The 15,550-nt window shown below is 64.7% G+C and carries 18 protein-coding genes; 6 read left to right on the top strand and 12 right to left on the bottom strand.

Annotated elements, in window-relative coordinates; translation table 11 throughout:
- Nucleotides 1-37: 37 nt before the first annotated feature.
- A complete protein-coding gene (locus AC5ZFO_RS17790; RefSeq protein ID WP_282523257.1) occupies nucleotides 38-601 on the top strand; it encodes a chlorite dismutase family protein in 564 nt (187 codons plus the stop codon).
- Here AC5ZFO_RS17790 and AC5ZFO_RS17785 read toward each other — a convergent pair.
- Nucleotides 598-996, bottom strand: coding sequence for a gamma-glutamylcyclotransferase family protein (locus tag AC5ZFO_RS17785; RefSeq protein WP_282523256.1), 399 nt, complete (start codon nucleotides 994-996; stop codon nucleotides 598-600). The genes AC5ZFO_RS17790 and AC5ZFO_RS17785 overlap by 4 nt on opposite strands.
- A gap of 205 nt (nucleotides 997-1,201) precedes the next feature.
- Here AC5ZFO_RS17785 and AC5ZFO_RS17780 point away from each other — a divergent pair, with 205 nt between their 5' ends.
- A complete protein-coding gene (locus AC5ZFO_RS17780; RefSeq protein WP_282523255.1) occupies nucleotides 1,202-2,008 on the top strand; it encodes an N-formylglutamate amidohydrolase in 807 nt (268 codons plus the stop codon).
- Here the strand turns inward: AC5ZFO_RS17780 and AC5ZFO_RS17775 are convergent.
- The 4 genes from AC5ZFO_RS17775 to AC5ZFO_RS17760 form a co-directional block, all read right to left on the bottom strand.
- Nucleotides 2,005-2,988 (bottom strand): DUF3592 domain-containing protein, encoded by a 984-nt coding sequence (locus AC5ZFO_RS17775; RefSeq protein ID WP_282523254.1) that lies wholly within the window; start codon nucleotides 2,986-2,988, stop codon nucleotides 2,005-2,007. The genes AC5ZFO_RS17780 and AC5ZFO_RS17775 overlap by 4 nt on opposite strands.
- Before the next feature lie 74 nt (nucleotides 2,989-3,062).
- The gene (locus AC5ZFO_RS17770; RefSeq protein WP_028159437.1) at nucleotides 3,063-3,680 is read right to left on the bottom strand and encodes a LysE family translocator; all 618 of its coding nucleotides are present in this window, start codon (nucleotides 3,678-3,680) and stop codon (nucleotides 3,063-3,065) included.
- Between the two features lie 48 nt (nucleotides 3,681-3,728).
- Nucleotides 3,729-4,271, bottom strand: a complete 543-nt coding sequence (locus AC5ZFO_RS17765) for a hypothetical protein (RefSeq protein ID WP_496122276.1) — start codon at nucleotides 4,269-4,271, stop codon at nucleotides 3,729-3,731.
- A gap of 1 nt (nucleotide 4,272) precedes the next feature.
- Nucleotides 4,273-5,721 carry an LVIVD repeat-containing protein gene (locus AC5ZFO_RS17760; RefSeq protein ID WP_496122275.1) on the bottom strand — a complete coding sequence of 483 codons (1,449 nt, stop codon included), beginning with the start codon at nucleotides 5,719-5,721 and terminating at the stop codon, nucleotides 4,273-4,275.
- Nucleotides 5,722-5,837: 116 nt separating this feature from the next.
- Here AC5ZFO_RS17760 and AC5ZFO_RS17755 point away from each other — a divergent pair, with 116 nt between their 5' ends.
- From AC5ZFO_RS17755 to AC5ZFO_RS17745, 3 genes are read left to right on the top strand one after another with little or no spacing between them, the layout of a single operon-like run.
- Complete coding sequence (locus tag AC5ZFO_RS17755; RefSeq protein ID WP_282523251.1) at nucleotides 5,838-6,152, top strand: ArsR/SmtB family transcription factor; 315 nt, start codon at nucleotides 5,838-5,840, stop codon at nucleotides 6,150-6,152.
- Entirely contained in the window at nucleotides 6,145-6,615 is a 471-nt protein-coding gene (locus AC5ZFO_RS17750; protein WP_282523250.1) for an SRPBCC family protein, read from the top strand. Before AC5ZFO_RS17755 ends, AC5ZFO_RS17750 begins: the two co-directional genes overlap by 8 nt.
- Nucleotides 6,612-7,124, top strand: a complete 513-nt coding sequence (locus AC5ZFO_RS17745) for an SRPBCC family protein (RefSeq protein WP_282523249.1) — start codon at nucleotides 6,612-6,614, stop codon at nucleotides 7,122-7,124. The genes AC5ZFO_RS17750 and AC5ZFO_RS17745 overlap by 4 nt, the downstream gene beginning before the upstream one ends.
- Before the next feature lie 148 nt (nucleotides 7,125-7,272).
- Here the strand turns inward: AC5ZFO_RS17745 and AC5ZFO_RS17740 are convergent, their stop codons facing one another.
- Nucleotides 7,273-8,043: a DUF2189 domain-containing protein gene (locus AC5ZFO_RS17740; protein ID WP_282523248.1), complete on the bottom strand. Its 771-nt coding sequence runs from the start codon at nucleotides 8,041-8,043 to the stop codon at nucleotides 7,273-7,275.
- Nucleotides 8,044-8,344: 301 nt separating this feature from the next.
- Here AC5ZFO_RS17740 and AC5ZFO_RS17735 point away from each other — a divergent pair, with 301 nt between their 5' ends.
- Nucleotides 8,345-10,576, top strand: a complete 2,232-nt coding sequence (locus AC5ZFO_RS17735; protein ID WP_496122274.1) for an ATP-binding protein — start codon at nucleotides 8,345-8,347, stop codon at nucleotides 10,574-10,576.
- Nucleotides 10,577-10,578: 2 nt separating this feature from the next.
- Here AC5ZFO_RS17735 and AC5ZFO_RS17730 read toward each other — a convergent pair whose 3' ends face one another.
- The 6 genes from AC5ZFO_RS17730 to AC5ZFO_RS17705 all read right to left on the bottom strand — a co-directional run bounded on the left by AC5ZFO_RS17730 (nucleotide 10,579) and on the right by AC5ZFO_RS17705 (nucleotide 15,528).
- Nucleotides 10,579-11,022 carry a hypothetical protein gene (locus AC5ZFO_RS17730; RefSeq protein WP_282523246.1) on the bottom strand — a complete coding sequence of 148 codons (444 nt, stop codon included), beginning with the start codon at nucleotides 11,020-11,022 and terminating at the stop codon, nucleotides 10,579-10,581.
- Between the two features lie 2 nt (nucleotides 11,023-11,024).
- On the bottom strand, nucleotides 11,025-11,393 hold the full coding sequence (locus AC5ZFO_RS17725) for a YybH family protein (RefSeq protein WP_496122273.1): 369 nt from the start codon (nucleotides 11,391-11,393) through the stop codon (nucleotides 11,025-11,027).
- 80 nt (nucleotides 11,394-11,473) lie between these two features.
- On the bottom strand, nucleotides 11,474-11,941 hold the full coding sequence (locus tag AC5ZFO_RS17720) for a MarR family transcriptional regulator (protein ID WP_282523244.1): 468 nt from the start codon (nucleotides 11,939-11,941) through the stop codon (nucleotides 11,474-11,476).
- A gap of 13 nt (nucleotides 11,942-11,954) precedes the next feature.
- Nucleotides 11,955-13,565 (bottom strand): acyl-CoA synthetase, encoded by a 1,611-nt coding sequence (locus AC5ZFO_RS17715; RefSeq protein WP_282523243.1) that lies wholly within the window; start codon nucleotides 13,563-13,565, stop codon nucleotides 11,955-11,957.
- Nucleotides 13,566-13,701: 136 nt separating this feature from the next.
- Nucleotides 13,702-14,844 carry an epoxide hydrolase family protein gene (locus AC5ZFO_RS17710; protein ID WP_496122272.1) on the bottom strand — a complete coding sequence of 381 codons (1,143 nt, stop codon included), beginning with the start codon at nucleotides 14,842-14,844 and terminating at the stop codon, nucleotides 13,702-13,704.
- 228 nt (nucleotides 14,845-15,072) lie between these two features.
- A complete protein-coding gene (locus AC5ZFO_RS17705) occupies nucleotides 15,073-15,528 on the bottom strand; it encodes a GatB/YqeY domain-containing protein (protein ID WP_028150679.1) in 456 nt (151 codons plus the stop codon).
- Between the last annotated feature and the right edge of the window lie 22 nt (nucleotides 15,529-15,550).

Raw genomic sequence — 15,550 nt, 5'->3', positions numbered from 1 at the left:
AGCTTGAATCCAACCCGGTTCCACGCTTCGATAGGCCATGTTCAGGACGTTTCGAGGCGGCCATAGCGGGGGTTGGCGCGTCACCTCGATTTCGCCAGTGACGGGCGAGCCCCTGCCCTTCATGCCGGCGCTGTCGGTCGTCGACAGCGATGCCGTCGCATTGCCGCTGGTGCCCTCGCGCAATGCGTGGCGACTGGTGGGCGTAGCGAGCAGCTTGCGCTACACCGAGCGCGCCGAGAAGCAGCAGCTCACCGCGGTGCAGGCCGGGCTCGGCCGGCTCGAGGCCACCTCCGCGGCGCTGATCCCGATCCGCAAGTCGCAAGCCTGGTGGGAGCTGACGCAGGAAGAGCGCCGCAAGATTTTCGAGGACAAGTCGCACCACATCGCGAGCAGCCTGCGCTTCCTGCCAGCGATCGCCCGGCAGCTCTACCACAGCCGCGACCTCGGCGGCCCCTTCGACTTCCTGACCTGGTTCGAGTTCGCACCCGCAGATGCCTCGCTGTTCGAAGAGCTGGTGGCGATGCTCAGGGAGACCGAGGAGTGGACCTACGTCGAGCGCGAGGTGGACGTGCGCGTGGTGAAGGAAGTGCTCTCGGCTTAATGATCCAGGAAGCGTCCGGTCTCGATGACGGGCAGATCGCCGACCGGCCAGTTGTAGACATAGGTCCAGGCCTTCTCCGTTGTGCCGTCAGGCAACGTCACGTCAATCAGCGCGCGCAGATATTCGGTCGGCTCCGGAAAGCCCTCGCCGCAGGCCTCGTACATGTCGAGCTCGCGCAGGAGCTCGTCGGGCACGCGCAATTGAAAAAGCTCACCATGGACGACATCGGAGGCTGCGTTCGACAGCAGCAATCCGGGATAATGCTTCACGAGAACGAGCCGGCCGCGACACGTCGCGTCGCCCAAAAAGTCCGCATGTCCTGCAAGCAGCCGCGCCATCGGATGGTCGAAGCCGCGCATCAGGGTGCCGTAGACGAAAAGTCGATCGGAGGTCATGGGGTGTCTATAGCCGTCAATCGAGCGAAACGACAGCCGCACATTTCCTTCGTCCAGCGAAGTCCCGGGGGCAAGCGAGATTTGGTCTTGTGATGAATCGCCGGCAACGGCATCGTCTGGCGATCATGACGATTTTGGGTGGACCGACCTGCAAGCCATTGCTGCCCAATTTAGACTGTAACTGCTTTTTCCATAGGCAATCAGGATGGACTTGAACACGGCCGACGCGACCGATCAACTGCTCGGCGCGGGGGACATTCCGCCGGTGCATGAGGTCAATGCGGATGGGGCATCGCCTTTCCTGCTCACCTCGGATCATTACGGACGGATCTTGCCGCGCGCGCTCGGCGACCTCGGCGTCGCGGCAAGCGAGCTCACGCGGCACATCGCCTGGGACATCGGCATTGCCGGCGTCGCTGAGCGGCTGGCAAGAATGCTCGATGCGCATCTGATCGCGCAGCGCTATTCGCGGCTCGTGATCGACTGCAACCGCTCCCCCGGCGTCGCAAGCTCGATCCCCGTGTTCTCCGAAGCGACCGCGATCCCGCGCAACGAGAGCATCTCCGAGGCCGAGCGTACGGCGCGGCGGCGCGAGATCTTCGAGCCCTATCACCGCCGCATCGATGCCGCGATCGACCGCCGCCTGCACCACGCGCGGCCGACGGTGCTGGTGTCGCTGCACAGCTTCACACCGGTTTATGCCGGCGTCGCCCGGCCCTGGCACATCGCCGCGCTTTATAACCGCGACACCGTGCTGCCGCAGCTGCTGCTGAAACATTTGCGCGCTGAAGGCGATCTCGTCGTCGGCGACAACGAGCCCTATGCGGTGAGCGACCTCAGCGACTACACCATCCCCGTCCACGGCGAAGCCCGCGGCCTCGTCAACACCGGCATCGAGATCCGCCAGGATCTGATCGCGGATCAGTCCGGCCAGCAGCAATGGGCGGAGCGGCTGGCGAGGATTTTTGCGGAGATCGAGCTGGAATTGCGCAGCGAGAGGCTAGTCGACTAGCCGCCCCGCGTCGCGACGAACACCGCGAGCGCAGCGAAAATCGCAGCGATGCCCCACAGCAGCCAGGCGATGCGGACGGGGCCGCTTGTATCGAGTGTTGCCTCGGCCGGGTTGTCGGGATTGACGCGCACCTCGACGGTCGCGCCGTGCTTGTAGCGCGACATCAGCTTCTTCAACATCTCGTCGGACCCCGACCGCGTCCCGGCCGCGACGCGCGCGCATTCATTGGTGTAGCTGACGTTCTGATAGCGATAGGTGTAGGTCACGCGCTTGCCGAACATCTCGGTGCCGCGGCGCTCGCCCGGCTCGCTGGCCTCGTGATATTGCTCGACCCCCGACAGCTTGATCGTGCCCGGCACCACCGGCCAGCGCGCCGCCTTCAACGCCTGCCGCCGCACCCCATACCCCATCAGCGCGATGACGAGGCCGAACGCGCCGAAGCCGACGACGAGGCCCGCGAGATCGGGCCGCCCGATGTGGTGCGCAAGGTAGGCATAAGTCTGGTTGAGACCGAACGCCGAGCCGAACACGACGCCAAACGCGATCGCCGTGCCGATGCCGAGGCAGCCCCATAGCCCCTTGGGCAGGTCGCGCTCGAGCACGGCCTGATCGGGATGGCGCGGATTGTAATAGACGGTGACGACACTGCCGGCGGGATATTTTGCGAGCTTCTCGGCGACCTCGAAATTGCCGAGATCCTCGCCGATCGAGATGCGGTTACAGCTCAGCTTGCGGCTGCCGACCGGATATTCGTAAGTCACGTTCGCAAAATTGCGGCTTTCGAGCCGATAGCCTTCCTCGCGGTCGCTGTCAGACACCCTGACCTCGCGCACCTCGGCGACCGAACGGACGACCTTGCCCGATGCCTGCGGCCAGCTTCGCGCCTCGCGCACCTGCCAGGTCTTCACGACGGCGGCGACCAATAACAGCCCGAGTGGTGCGAACAGCATCGCGTAGACGAACCAGGGCAGCTCGGGCACGGCCAAATTCCTTCGTCAGCGGCAATGCCCGATTGGACGCATCGCCGCGGACGAAGGTTCAACAGGCTATCGGCTCATTTGGCCCGGATGAGCGCCAGCCAGATGCCGCCACCGATCATGAAGCCGCCGGACACGCGCGACACCAAGCGGGTGCGGCGCGCCGAGAAAAAGCCGCGGACCTGACCGGCAAGCAGCGCGTAGATTCCGTCCGTCAGGCCGGCAAGCACCATGAAGGTGATTCCGAGCACCAGGACCTGCGAGAGGTGATCCTTGCTCATGTCCATGAATTGCGGAATGAACGCGCCGAAGAACACCAGCAGCTTCGGGTTCGACAACGCCACGACAAAGCCCTGCAAGAGAAAGCCGCCGCGAGGGGGAGGCGGAGGCGCGTCGGTGTCGACGCCTTCAACCGGAGCGCGGATCAGCTTGATGCCGAGCCAGACCAGATAGGCCGCGCCTGCGAAGCGCACCCAGTCGAACCAATAGCCCATCGTCGCCATGAGCGAGGTGAGGCCGACCGCAAGGATGCCAATCACGATTAACAGCCCCATCTGCACGCCGAGAATGTTGGTCAGCGCCGCGCGCGTGCCGTGACGCAGGCCGTTGGCGATGACGAGGGTGACGATCGGCCCCGGCAGCAGGGCCAGCGCAATGCAGGCGGCGACGAAGGCGAAATAGGCTTGCATGGACATCATGGGGAGGACTCGCTGAGAGCGGTTTGGCGCATTAATGCATGACACTCACTTGCCGTCCAGCGCCGCGGTCGCCCATACCTTCATCTCCGGCGTCTCCAGGAACGCCAGCGCCGCACGCTGCACGGCGCCTGCTTCGCCACGCCCCTGGGCCGCAGCGACGAAGAGATCGCAGCGGCGCGAGACGGCGATGCCGATCGCGGCATGGCGGACGCCGTCGGCCGTATCGAGATCATAGCGCCTGGCACGGCCGCGCATCTCGCCAAGTCCCACTTCCTCACCCGGTGCGACGGCGGCAAAGCGTGGGCTGATCAGATCGATGTCGGCCACGCGATCGACCTCATCATCGTCGGCGACGCCGCGGTCGCAATTGCAGAAGCCGCGCTTGGCGCGCACGTAGAGCTCGGTTCCCGCGCAGGCACCGTCGCAGCGGAACGCGCGGCCGGCGGGCCAGCCGTCGCGCGGGAACGGCCATGCGACTTCGCGCCAGCCCGCTGATTCCACCGCCGGCGCCGGCGCAAGCCGATAGGCCCCGACGCCGGACACGCCGAGCGCGATGGCCACAGTCGCAATCGCCGCCCCGCGCCGCACGTCAGTTCCTCGGCAGGCCGGCGGCCGCGCGCGCCGGTCCGGTCAGCTCGAGGATATGCAGACCGGTGTTGGCGCGGTCGACGATGTAGATGTAGCCGCGATCATCCGTCTCGACATTGTTGGTCTGGATCGCGACCTTGCAGCGCTCGCCGCCCTCGACGGGAATGCAGCGCTTGTCGGTGGCCTGCGTGATCGCCGGGATGAAATAGCCGACCTCCTTCGGATGATAGGGATCGCGGATGTCGAGCGCGCGCACGCCCGCATTGAAGAAGGCGATGAAGGCCATCTTCTTGTAATAGACCGGCGCCATGCTCTCGTTCGAGGAGTGCGAGCCGAAGCGGCCGCCGCGCTGGCAGAACTGTCCGCCCGCCTCCGGCACGGTGTAGCTCGAGATCATCATCGGCCGCGTCTCGGTGGTGACGTCGGCGAACCACACCATCTGCCGCGCCTCGCCGCATTCGTTCAGAATCGCCTCGTCGACGATCATGACGATGTCGCGGGTCTTGCCGTCCTTGTCCTCGGCGAATTCGGCGACGGGCATGTCGAGCATCGGGAACGTCGTGTGCGCGCCGTTGAAGGCGGACATCGGCATGCGCGAAATCTCGGGATAGCGCAGATTGTCCGGCGTCGGCTCCTTCGGCCCGTTCAGCAACTTGTCGCGATCGACGATCTGCAAAATGCCGCCCTTGTTGGTGCCGTAGCCGAAGAACACGCGATTGCCGTCGGGCCCGGTCGAGATCGGCCCGTGCAATTCGGTCGGCACGGCGCCGGTCGAGCCGGGCTCCTGGCCGGGCAGGCCAAAGTCGCGGATTTTCTGCGGATGCGCGGGATCGCCGAGGTCGTAGATTTGCGTCATGCGCCGCGTGCGCCAGTCTGGCGCGCCGGAGACGAGAAAGGCGATGCCGGTGTCGCACTCCCACCAGCTTTTGTGGGTGTCCTTCAACCCGCCGATGCGGGTGACGAGCACGGGATTAGCGGGGTCGGCGACGTTCCAGATCTCATGCGCCTCGCTACCGAAGGTGCGGAGCATGTAGACCGCATTGGGATCGCCCTTCGGCAACGACTTGCCGTCGCAAACCCGTACCATCTGCGCGCCGCCGGATTCGTACTTGCCTTCCTGTCCCGGCAGATGCCGCAGATATTTTGGACGCGCGGGATCGGTGACGTCGACGATGGACGTTCCGTTCGGTTCGGCCTGCCCCGTCATCGGATTGACGGGCGCGGGCACGTCGTCGGTGCCGCCGTGATGGCCGATATAGGCGATCCAGCGATCGCCCTGGCGATGGATGGTCGGCTGGTACGCGCTGCGCGCCCGCAGGTCGTTGGTGCCGACCAGCTTCATGTTGGACGCTTCCGGCGGCGCGCCGATGGTCTGCTTCTGTTGTGCCTGGGCCGTGATGCTGCAGGCGAAAAGGACAAGACCTGCAGCGAGTGGGACGCAACGGAACATCAAGGCTCTCCCGGAACCAATCTGCGTTGGCTGGGCTTCAAGGCTAGCACAGCCATTTCCGGGCGCCAAAGACACCATCTTGACATGCAACCATTTGGTTGCCTATTATTGCCGCCATGGATGAAGTCTTCAAAGCGCTCGCCGATGCGTCACGACGGTCGCTGCTGGACAGGCTTCACGCCAGGAACGGCCAGACGCTGAACGAACTCTGCGAGGGCCTTGCGATGACGCGTCAGGCCGTGACCAAGCACCTTGTCATCCTCGAAGAGGCCAACCTGGTCACGACTGTCAGGCATGGCCGCGAGAAGCTGCATTACCTCAATCCGGTGCCGATCCATCAGATCGGCGAACGCTGGATCAGGAAATTCGAACGCGGCAAGCTCGCCGCGCTCAGCGAGTTGAAACGTCAGTTGGAGAAGCGCGATGAGTAAGCCCCAATTCGTCTATGTGAGCTATATCGAGACCACGCCGGAGAGGCTGTGGGAGGCGCTGACGTCGAGCGAGTTCACGAGGCAATACTGGTTCGGCGCCGAGGTCCGGTCGGACTGGAAGGTCGGCTCACCCTTCGCGCTCACGCTCGACGGCGAGGTCACCGATTCCGGCGAGATTCTGGAGGCCGATCCGCCGCACCGCCTGTCCTACAGCTTCAAGCACCAGAAGTTCGAAGAGCTGCGCGGCGAGCCGATATCGCGTGTCGTCTTCACGATCGAACCGTTCGGCCCGCTCGTGCGTTTGACCGTGTTGCATGACGGCTTCGTCGAGGGTGGCAAATATCTCGGCGCCGTCTCCAACGGCTGGCCGGCGATCCTGTCCCAGCTCAAGAGCCTGCTCGAGACCGGCAAGCTACTCGGCATTCCACGCGCAGCCCTCAACAAGGGATTCGACGCAAAATGAACCTCGATCAGTTCAAACCGCCGACGGTCTACACCATCTACATCGCCTCCACGCCGGAGAAGGTGTGGGAAGCGCTGACCTCGGCCGAGTTCAGCAGGAAGTACTTTTCCGGCTTTGCGGTGGAGATGGAACGGAGGCTCGGCGGCAGTTTCATCGTGCGCGCGCCTGACGGTTCCGAGCACATCTCGGGTGAAGTCTTCGAATACGATCCGCCGAACAGGCTGACGGTGACATGGAACGTCAACTGGCCCGACCTCATCGCAAAGCTCGGCAGCACGCTCGTCACCTACGAGATCGAGCAAGCAGGCGAAGCCGTCCGTCTCACCATGAGCGAACGCCACGACCGCGAGCTCAGCGACGACATCCTCTCCGGCGGCCGCACCGGCTGGCCTGCGATCCTGTCTGGGCTGAAGAGCCTGCTGGAAACGGGCAAGGCGCCGCAGATCAAAATGACACCGCCAGCGCGGATGCTGGCGGCGTTGAAGGCGATGGGGATCAAGGTGCCGTGAGCGGGACGGGTCTGTCTCCGCGAACTGGGAATCGTAGGGTGGGCAAAGGCGCATTTGCGCCGTGCCCACCATCTTTCTGAATGGTGGACACGCTTCGCTTTGCCCACCCTACGACACTGCCCAAGGGGCGAAGGAAAGCGGAGACGAGCTACACCGGCACCACCAGCCGCCGATAGAGGTGCCATGTCGCATGTCCGAGCACGGGCAGCGTCACGACCAGTCCGAGAAAATACGGCAGCGCCGAGACGATCAGCAACATCACGATCACCGCCGCCCACGAGATCATCGGCAACGGGCTGGTCACCACGGCGCGCACGCTCGTCACCATGGCGGTGACGAAATCGACCTCGCGGTCGAGCAGCAGCGGAAACGACACCACCGTCAGCGAAAACAAGATCAGCGACAGCGCGGCACCGACCGCGTTGCCGATGGCGAGGAACAGCAAGCCCTCATTCGTCGTCAGCACCACCGTCATGAATTCCTGCAAGCTCGAGAACGAGGCGTGCAGGCCGAGCAGCAGCGCGATGAGCAGCCGCACCTGGTACATCCAGATCACGAACACGAACAGCGTGACGAAGGCCATCCAGCCGATCTCGCTGCGCGCGCGTATCGCCGACCAGATCGCGCCGAAGGAGACCGGCTCGCCGCGCTCGCGGCGGCGGCTGACCTCGTACAGACCGATCGCCACGAACGGCCCGATCAATGCGAAGCCGGCCGCAAGGGGATAGACGAGATAGACCATGCCGAAGGCGGTGAGACAGAGCATGATCGCGATGCCGCCGCCTGCGTAGAGCGCGCCGAAGCAGAGCCCGTAGAGCGGCAGCGCCTGGAAATCCCGCAAACCCTCGACCAGCGCCTCGGCGATGTCGGTCGCCGCCACGCGACGCACCACTGGATCGACTTTGCCCGAGATCGACATGCGGCTCCCTCTCCTCGTCACCGGCACGATCTCCGTCGCGCGCAATCCCGATATTAGCGCCCTCGCGACCTGCGCGCACGCGCGCGTTGATTGCGGGATGACGGTATCCCGGGAGGCCCGACACCAGCCCAACAAAGCCTCGCGGGCGAAGTTTCCGGGGGCTCATCCGTGATGTGCGCGGCGGAAATTTTCCCCGCGGGGGCCTTTTCGGCGCGATGCCTATGGACTGAGCGGAGGGTGGTGCCGCAGATTGCATCTTCGAACCAGCACGCGCGACGACCAAAATTGGACCGCCCGACCGATGAGCTTGCGTACCCGGCTACTGATACTCGTCATTGCGGCCATGCTGGTGCCGGCCATCCTCGTCGGCTTACGTTTCGTGCAAAATCGCAGCAGCGAAATCGACGCAGCCCTGGCCAATCTGACCGCGACAGCCGACGACATTGCAAGCGACCTGGACGAGAAGATCCAGGGCACCACCCAGCTTCACTATGGTCTCGCCCGTGCACGTGACCTCGACACGCGCGACAAGGCGGCGTGCTCGGCGTTCCTGTCGGAAGTGCGCGAGGAATACCCACAGTTCACCGGGATATTGACCATCGATCCCGACGGTAGCCTGTTCTGCGATTCGCTGCGGACCAACCGCACCCTCGACCTCCGGGATCGCGCCTATTTCAAGCAGGCCCTGGCGTCGCGCGACATCGCGCTCGAGCCGGTATTCGGCCGGCTGACCGGACTATCGGTGCTCCAGATCGCCTATCCGGTGCGATCGGAGACGGGCGCCCTGAAGCTGGTCCTGCTCGCCTCCTTCAACCTGCGCAAATTCGCGGAGTTTCACGACAAGCGGCTGCTCGGCCAGAAGGAGATCCTGCTCCTCGACAGCAAGGGAACGGTTCTGGTCGCCCCCTCCCGCGGAGGCTGGACCGAGCCGGTCGGCACGTCGATCGCGGGATCCGACCTGCTCCGCTTCGCCGCAACGCCCGACCGGAAGGCGTATCAGGAGGTGACCGATCGCGACGGCCGGACGCATGTCTGGGCTGTCGCCGCCCGCTCGCCTTCGACCCGCGATGCCGGCCTCTACATCATGGTCGGACGGTCCAAGGATGGACTGGTCGCGGCGGCGAATCGCCGGCTCTACGAGGATGTGGCGATACTCGCGGTGGCCTCGCTGCTGCTGCTCGCGGCCGTCTGGATCCTTGCGACCGTGAGCGTCGGGCGCCAGGTCGGACGCCTCGCCACCATGGCGAAGAAACTTGGGCTCGGAGATCTCAGCGCGCGAATTCCGCCTCCCCACCCGGGCGGGGAGCTGGGCGGATTGATGACCCTGCTCAACGGCACCGCCGAGTCGCTCGAGCAGCAACGCGCCGCCATCGCCGACCTCAGCCACAAGCTCAGCCAATCCCAGAAGATGGAAGCCATGGGCCAGCTCACCGGTGGCGTAGCGCACGATTTCAACAACCTCTTGACCGTCATTCTCGGCAACTCCGAGCATCTTGCCGACAGGCTGGCCGGCAACCAGGAACTGCACCGGATCGCCAACGACATCGCGACCGCCGCCGAGCGCGGCTCCGACCTGACGCGGAGCCTGCTCGCCTTCGCGCGCAAGCAGCCCCTGAGGCCGCGAGACATCGACATCGCCGCGAAGATTGGCGAGATGGAGCAGTTGTTGCGCCGGCCCCTGGGCGAGCACATCGAATGCACCTTCGCGCTCGAGCCGGATGTGTGGCTGACCAGCGTCGATCCCGGCCAGCTGACAACGGCGCTGCTCAATCTCGTGCTCAACGCACGCGACGTCATGCCGCTCGGCGGCAAGCTGACGATCGAGGTGCGCAACACCTCGCTCGGTGAATCCGACCTCGACGTCAACGGCGAGCCGCGGCCGGGCGACTACGTCATGGTGGCCGTGACCGACACCGGCAGCGGCATGACTGCCGAGGTGGCGAGCCGGGCGTTCGAGCCGTTCTTCACCACCAAGGAGGTCGGCAAGGGCACCGGGCTCGGCCTGAGCATGGTCTACGGCTTTGTGCGGCAATCGGGCGGCGTCGTGCAGATGCAGTCCGAACCGGGACGAGGCAGCGTCGTCAGGCTGTTCTTTCCCCGCCTTGCGACGCAACCGAACGAGCATCCGTCACCCGCGGAACGGATCGTCACCCCCGACGGAAGCGAGACCATTCTTGTCGTCGAGGACGACGACATGGTTCGGGCCTATGTCGAGAGCGAGCTGAAGACGCTCGGCTATCGCGTCATCGCGGCGTCGAACGGTCCCGCGGCTCTCGAATTGTTGCGCCGCCCCGGCGACATCGACCTGCTGCTCACCGACGTCGTGATGCCCGGCGGCATGTTCGGGCCGGAGCTTGCCAGGCAAGCGACCGGCTTGCGGCCCGGGCTCAAGGTGCTCTTCACCTCGGGCTACACCCAAAATCCCGTCAAGACGCCCGACGGGGTCGGCGACGCCCGCATCCTGACAAAACCGTTCCGGCGGAAGGATCTTGCCGCGATGCTGCGATCCGCCCTGTCGGCGCCGCCGCGCTGAAATCAGGAAGAGAACGCCAGCCGAAGCGCCACGCCGAGATTGGCCGCGAAGAGAGCCGCGTCGATGACGAAGATCCTGAGCATCGGACCTTTCAGCACGGGCCAGTAGGCCACTCCGACGCGCCCTCCGCGCATCAGGACCGGAAGGTTATAGGCGAATTGGCTGAAGTGGCAGGCGGCAAAGAACAGGAATAGCGCGAGCTGCGCCTCGATCGGCTGGAAGAAAGCCGGACGAGCGGCCAGAAGATACAACGACAAAAGCCCGATCGGCAGATTCATCCCGCCCAGGAACGCCACGCTGGCGGCAAGCGTCGGCGCGATCGGATTGCCGCGCTCTTCGCGCGGCAAGAGTATCTTCAGCGTGTTGCCCTGGGCGATGCTGAACTGGATGAAGGCGCCGCCGAACCAGAGCGTGTTGAGGAGCAGGACGAAATCCGAAAGGCGCATGATCATTTTCCGTAGAAGGCTTCGCTGCGCACCACACGGCCCGCATCGTCGAAATCCATGAACTCGCTGGCGCGCGTCTCGCCGAGCTGCCACCACACCGTCAGGCGCGCGATCGCCTCGTCCCAGCTCCAGTTCAGGATCTTCAAGTCGGCGCTTTCGATATGGCCATAAGCCTCGCGCCAATAAGCGCGGATGTTCTCGGCGCCGGTGACGACCGGAGAACCGGTCAGTGACAGAGCCAGAGGGCTGCGCATCTGCGCATCTTCCGCAAAATGCGCGACGACCGCGTCGATATCGACCCGGCACCAGCTCGCACACCATGCCGCGATAAAGCGCTCGGCGGCCGCGCGATCCATTCTCCGTCCGCTCATGGCGGAGCCCTCCCCTGGCTCGTTGCCGGGAAAGTGGCAAAGCTCGCGCTTCATGTCAACTATATTGACTTGAAGAATCGTCAGTTGTTGTCGGCGATCGCCCCCATGACGGCCATCCATGCCGTCGCACCCGGCACCCCGGCACGATCGAACGCTTCGCGTAGGACCTTGCGTTCGTGGTCCGATGCTTTTTGCTCGATGCGTCGCCCGGCCTCCGTCAGGCGCAACAGTTTGGAGCGGTGCTGCTCGGGCGCTCGCTTCGACGTCAGCAGCTTGCGCTCCAGCAGCAAATTGAGCGGCCGGTTCAGGGCCTGCTTGGAGATGCCGAGGATCTCGATCAGCGCGCCGATCGCGATATCGGGACGGCGCGCCACCACGTAGAGGATGCGGTGGTGTGGACGCGACAGGCCCTGCTTCGCAAGATATTCGTCGGCCTCCAGCGTCATCCCGCGCCAGCCGTAATACATGAGCTCCAGCGCCGCATCGAGATCGTGCAGCTTCGGAAGTGAGGCGCGGTGAAGCCCCGCAGCTTGAGACGTCTTTGCCATTGTCTGAAAGAGCCTAACCTCGTGCCCGCAGCTCGCGCCGCAGCACCTTGCCCGTGGCCGTCATCGGCAGTGTCTCCGCGAACGCGACGAAGCGCGGATATTCGTGGGCGGCGAGTTGCACCTTCACGAATTCCTGGATCTCGCGCGCGAGCGTGTCGCTTGCCGCGAAGCCGGGACGCAGCACGATCCAGGCCTTGATCGATTCGGTGCGGATCGGATCGGGGATGCCGACCACCGCCGCCATCGCCACCGACGGATGCTTCATCAGCGTGTGCTCGATCTCGGACGGGCCGACGCGATAGCCAGCGGTGGTGATGACGTCGTCCTCGCGGCTGACATACCAGAAATAGCCGTCCTCATCCCGGGTACCGAGATCGCCGGTCAGCAGGAATTCGCCGGCATATTTCTTCGCCGTCGCGTCCGGATCGCGCCAGTATTCGAGCATCGTGCACGGACACGGCTGGCGCACGCCGATGATGCCGCGCTGCCCCGTCGGCAGTTCCTCGCCCTTGTCGTTGACGATGCGGACGTCGAAGCCTGGCGTCGCCTTGCCCATCGAACCCGGGCGGATCGGAAACAGGTTCGAGTTGCTACCGATCACGAGGTTGCACTCGGTCTGGCCGAACACCTCGTGCGCATCGATGCCGAACGTCTCGCGCACCCAGCCGAGCAGCTCGCCGCCGAGCGATTCACCGCCGGTGAAAATGCTGCGCAGCTTGACGCCCGGATGCTTCACGCCGGCCTGCCGCATCAGCTTCAGCGCGGTCGGCGGCAGGAAGACGTTGCGGACACCGAGGTCGGCCATCATCTGCATTGCCGCCTGCGGCTCGAACTTTCGCGCGCGGTGTCCCACCAGCGGGATGCCGTGATACCAGAACGCGAACAGGCCGTTGACGAGGCCGCCGATCCACGCCCAGTCCGCCGGCGTCCACATCAGATCGCCGGGGCGCGGCAGGAAGTTGTGGCACATCTCGACATTCGGCAAATGGCCGAGCACGACGCGATGCGCATGCAGCGCGCCCTTCGGATTGCCCGTCGTGCCTGACGTGTAGATGATCAGGGCGGGGTCATCGGCGGAGGTATCGACGGTCGCAAAGTCCTCGGACGCGGTTTCGATCGCCGACCAGAACGGTTTTGCGCCGGCGTGGACGGCGCCGCTCGCGACATAGATGTCCTGCAGATAGGGCAGCCGATCGCGGACCCTCGTGAGCTTCTCCCAGCCCGCCTCATCAGTGATGATGGCTCTTGCTTGCGAATTCGACAGGCGGAATTCCAGCGCGTCCTCGCCGAACAGCGCGAACAGCGGGATCGAGATCAGCCCGGAGCGGAACGCGGCCATATGCGCGATCGGCAGCTCCAGCGACTGCGACAGGAACACCGCGACGCGGTCGCCGCGCACAAGCCCGTCGGCCTTCAGCACATTGGCGAAGCGGCGCGACATCTCCGCGACCTCGTCGAACGAGGTGCGCGTGGTTGCGCCGTTCTCGTCGACATAGAGCAGCGCGAGGCGGCCCGTGCCGTCGGCATGGCGGTCGCAGCACGCCTCCGCCATGTTGAAGCGCGCCGGGACGTCCCAGCGGAAGTTGCGATAGAGCTCTTCGTAGGTTGCGGCTTCGGTCAGCATGGGCTTGGATCGTTTCCCGTACTCTCGGCGTCATGGCCGGGCTCGTCCCGGCCATCCACGTTCTTCTTGCTTGGCAACCACTTTAAGCGCGTGGATGCCCGGGACAAGCCCGGGCATGACGATGCGGAGGCATCCCCTAACGGCGCAGCGTCCGAAAGAATTTCCTGACGTCGCCAACATACAGCTCCGGCTGCTCGAATGCGGCGAAATGCCCGCCCTTCTCCATCTCGCTCCAGTGCGTGATGTTAGGAAAGTTCGGCTCCATCCAGCGCCTGACCGGCGTGATGATCTCCTTGGGGAACACGGCGACGCCGGTCGGCACCTTCACGATCGGGGTCGTTCGGCGCCTGCCAAAACTCTCCCAATAGAGCCGTGCGGAGGAGGTCGCCGTCTCCGTTGCCCAATAGAGCATGACGTTGTCGAGCAGCTCGTCCTTGTCGAAAATGTTTTCGGGATGGCCGTCGCAATCGGTCCAGGCCCAGAATTTTTCCAGTATCCAGGCCGCCTGCCCGCTCGGTGAATCCGTCAGACCATAGCCGAGCGTCTGCGGCCGGGTCGATTGCTGCCTGGAATAGCCGGAATCGAGATCGACATAATGCTTGAGGCCGGCGAGCGCGCGCTTCTCTTCCGCCGTCGGCTCGCCCTCGACCTTCGGCGCCGCGTTGAAGGCGAGCGTGATGTGGATGCCGGCGCAGTGCTCGGCGTCCTGCGCGCCCAGCGATGTCGTCACCGCCGAGCCCCAGTCGCCACCCTGCGGGCCGTAACGCGCGTAACCGAGCCGATCCATCAACTTCGCCCAGGTTGCGGCGATGCGGTCGACGCTCCAGCCGGTGGTCTTTGGCTTGGCGGAGAAGCCAAAGCCCGGCAGCGACGGACACACCACATGAAACGCATCCGCAGGATTACCGCCATGCGCGGCAGGATCGACCAGCGGCGCGATCGCCTTCTGGAATTCCACGATGGAGCCGGGCCAACCATGGGTGATGATCAGCGGCAGCGCCGACGGCTCCTTCGAGCGCGCATGCAAGAAGTGGATGTCGAGCCCGTCGATCTCGGTGGTGAATTGCTCGAAGCGGTTCAGTTTTGCCTCGCGCGCCCGCCAGTCATAATTGTTCGCCCAGTAGGCGCAGATCTCCTGGATCCATTTCAGCGGCGCGCCCTGGCTCCAGTCGTCGACCAGCTCCGCATCCGGCCAGCGCGTGCGGGCGAGGCGCGATTTGAGGTCGGTGAGAATGTCGTCGCTGATGGCGATGCGAAACGGTTTGATGGCGCCGGTCATCGGTTGCCTCCGATCTTTTCTGGCGGAGAGACTAGGCCGGATTGCCGCGGCGACAAAGGTGCCCCTCCTCCCCTGGAGGGGGAGGATCGGTTCGCATAGAGCGAAGCGGCATGCGAACCGAGGTGGGGTGACAGTCTGTCCACCGACGCGCTGCCCGAGTGGAGAGATCACCCCACCCCGCTCGCGCTTCGCGCGATCGATCCTCCCCCTCCAGGGGAGGGTAAGAGCTCAGCCCGTCAGCGCGGCCTTCACCAGGCCGCTGGCCTTGCCGAAATCCATCTGACCGGCGTACTTCGCGCGCAACACCGCGATCACCTTGCCCATGTCCTTCATGCCGGCAGCGCCGGTCTCGGCGATGGCATCCGCGATCGCCTTCTTGACCTCGTCGTCCGACATCTGCTTCGGCAGATAGGCCGAGATCACCGCGATCTCTTCGCGCTCCTGGGCGGCGAGCTCGGCACGGCCGCCCTTGTCGTAGAGCTCGACCGACTCCTGGCGCTGCTTGATCATCTTCTGAAACACGCCGAGCAGATCGGCGTCCGACAGCGGCGGCTTGCCGTTGCCGCGCGCCTCGATGTCGGCGTTCTTGATGGTCGAGTTGACCATGCGCAGAGTGGACAGCTTGCGCTCGTCCTTGGCCTTCATGGCCTCCTTGACCGCGTTGTTGATGTCGTCGCGCAGCATGATCGTGATCCCTTCGAATATC

The organism is Bradyrhizobium sp. Unk1 (assembly GCF_059512345.1).
This window is presented reverse-complemented; position numbering and strand designations above follow the sequence as displayed.

Excerpts from the sequence above, each read along its gene's own strand:
- AC5ZFO_RS17720 (WP_282523244.1), bottom strand. The coding sequence starts at position 11,941 with ATGGCAAAGACGTCTCAAGCTGCGGGGCTTCACCGCGCCTCACTTCCG.
- AC5ZFO_RS17740 (WP_282523248.1), bottom strand. The coding sequence starts at position 8,043 with ATGTCGATCTCGGGCAAAGTCGATCCAGTGGTGCGTCGCGTGGCGGCG.
- AC5ZFO_RS17760 (WP_496122275.1), bottom strand. The coding sequence starts at position 5,721 with ATGTTCCGTTGCGTCCCACTCGCTGCAGGTCTTGTCCTTTTCGCCTGC.
- AC5ZFO_RS17730 (WP_282523246.1), bottom strand. The coding sequence starts at position 11,022 with ATGCGCCTTTCGGATTTCGTCCTGCTCCTCAACACGCTCTGGTTCGGC.
- AC5ZFO_RS17725 (WP_496122273.1), bottom strand. The coding sequence starts at position 11,393 with ATGAGCGGACGGAGAATGGATCGCGCGGCCGCCGAGCGCTTTATCGCG.
- AC5ZFO_RS17745 (WP_282523249.1), top strand. The coding sequence starts at position 6,612 with ATGAACCTCGATCAGTTCAAACCGCCGACGGTCTACACCATCTACATC.
- AC5ZFO_RS17705 (WP_028150679.1), bottom strand. The coding sequence starts at position 15,528 with ATGCTGCGCGACGACATCAACAACGCGGTCAAGGAGGCCATGAAGGCC.
- AC5ZFO_RS17755 (WP_282523251.1), top strand. The coding sequence starts at position 5,838 with ATGGATGAAGTCTTCAAAGCGCTCGCCGATGCGTCACGACGGTCGCTG.
- AC5ZFO_RS17785 (WP_282523256.1), bottom strand. The coding sequence starts at position 996 with ATGACCTCCGATCGACTTTTCGTCTACGGCACCCTGATGCGCGGCTTC.
- AC5ZFO_RS17780 (WP_282523255.1), top strand. The coding sequence starts at position 1,202 with ATGGACTTGAACACGGCCGACGCGACCGATCAACTGCTCGGCGCGGGG.
- AC5ZFO_RS17770 (WP_028159437.1), bottom strand. The coding sequence starts at position 3,680 with ATGTCCATGCAAGCCTATTTCGCCTTCGTCGCCGCCTGCATTGCGCTG.
- AC5ZFO_RS17710 (WP_496122272.1), bottom strand. The coding sequence starts at position 14,844 with ATGACCGGCGCCATCAAACCGTTTCGCATCGCCATCAGCGACGACATT.
- AC5ZFO_RS17790 (WP_282523257.1), top strand. The coding sequence starts at position 38 with ATGTTCAGGACGTTTCGAGGCGGCCATAGCGGGGGTTGGCGCGTCACC.
- AC5ZFO_RS17715 (WP_282523243.1), bottom strand. The coding sequence starts at position 13,565 with ATGCTGACCGAAGCCGCAACCTACGAAGAGCTCTATCGCAACTTCCGC.
- AC5ZFO_RS17735 (WP_496122274.1), top strand. The coding sequence starts at position 8,345 with ATGAGCTTGCGTACCCGGCTACTGATACTCGTCATTGCGGCCATGCTG.
- AC5ZFO_RS17750 (WP_282523250.1), top strand. The coding sequence starts at position 6,145 with ATGAGTAAGCCCCAATTCGTCTATGTGAGCTATATCGAGACCACGCCG.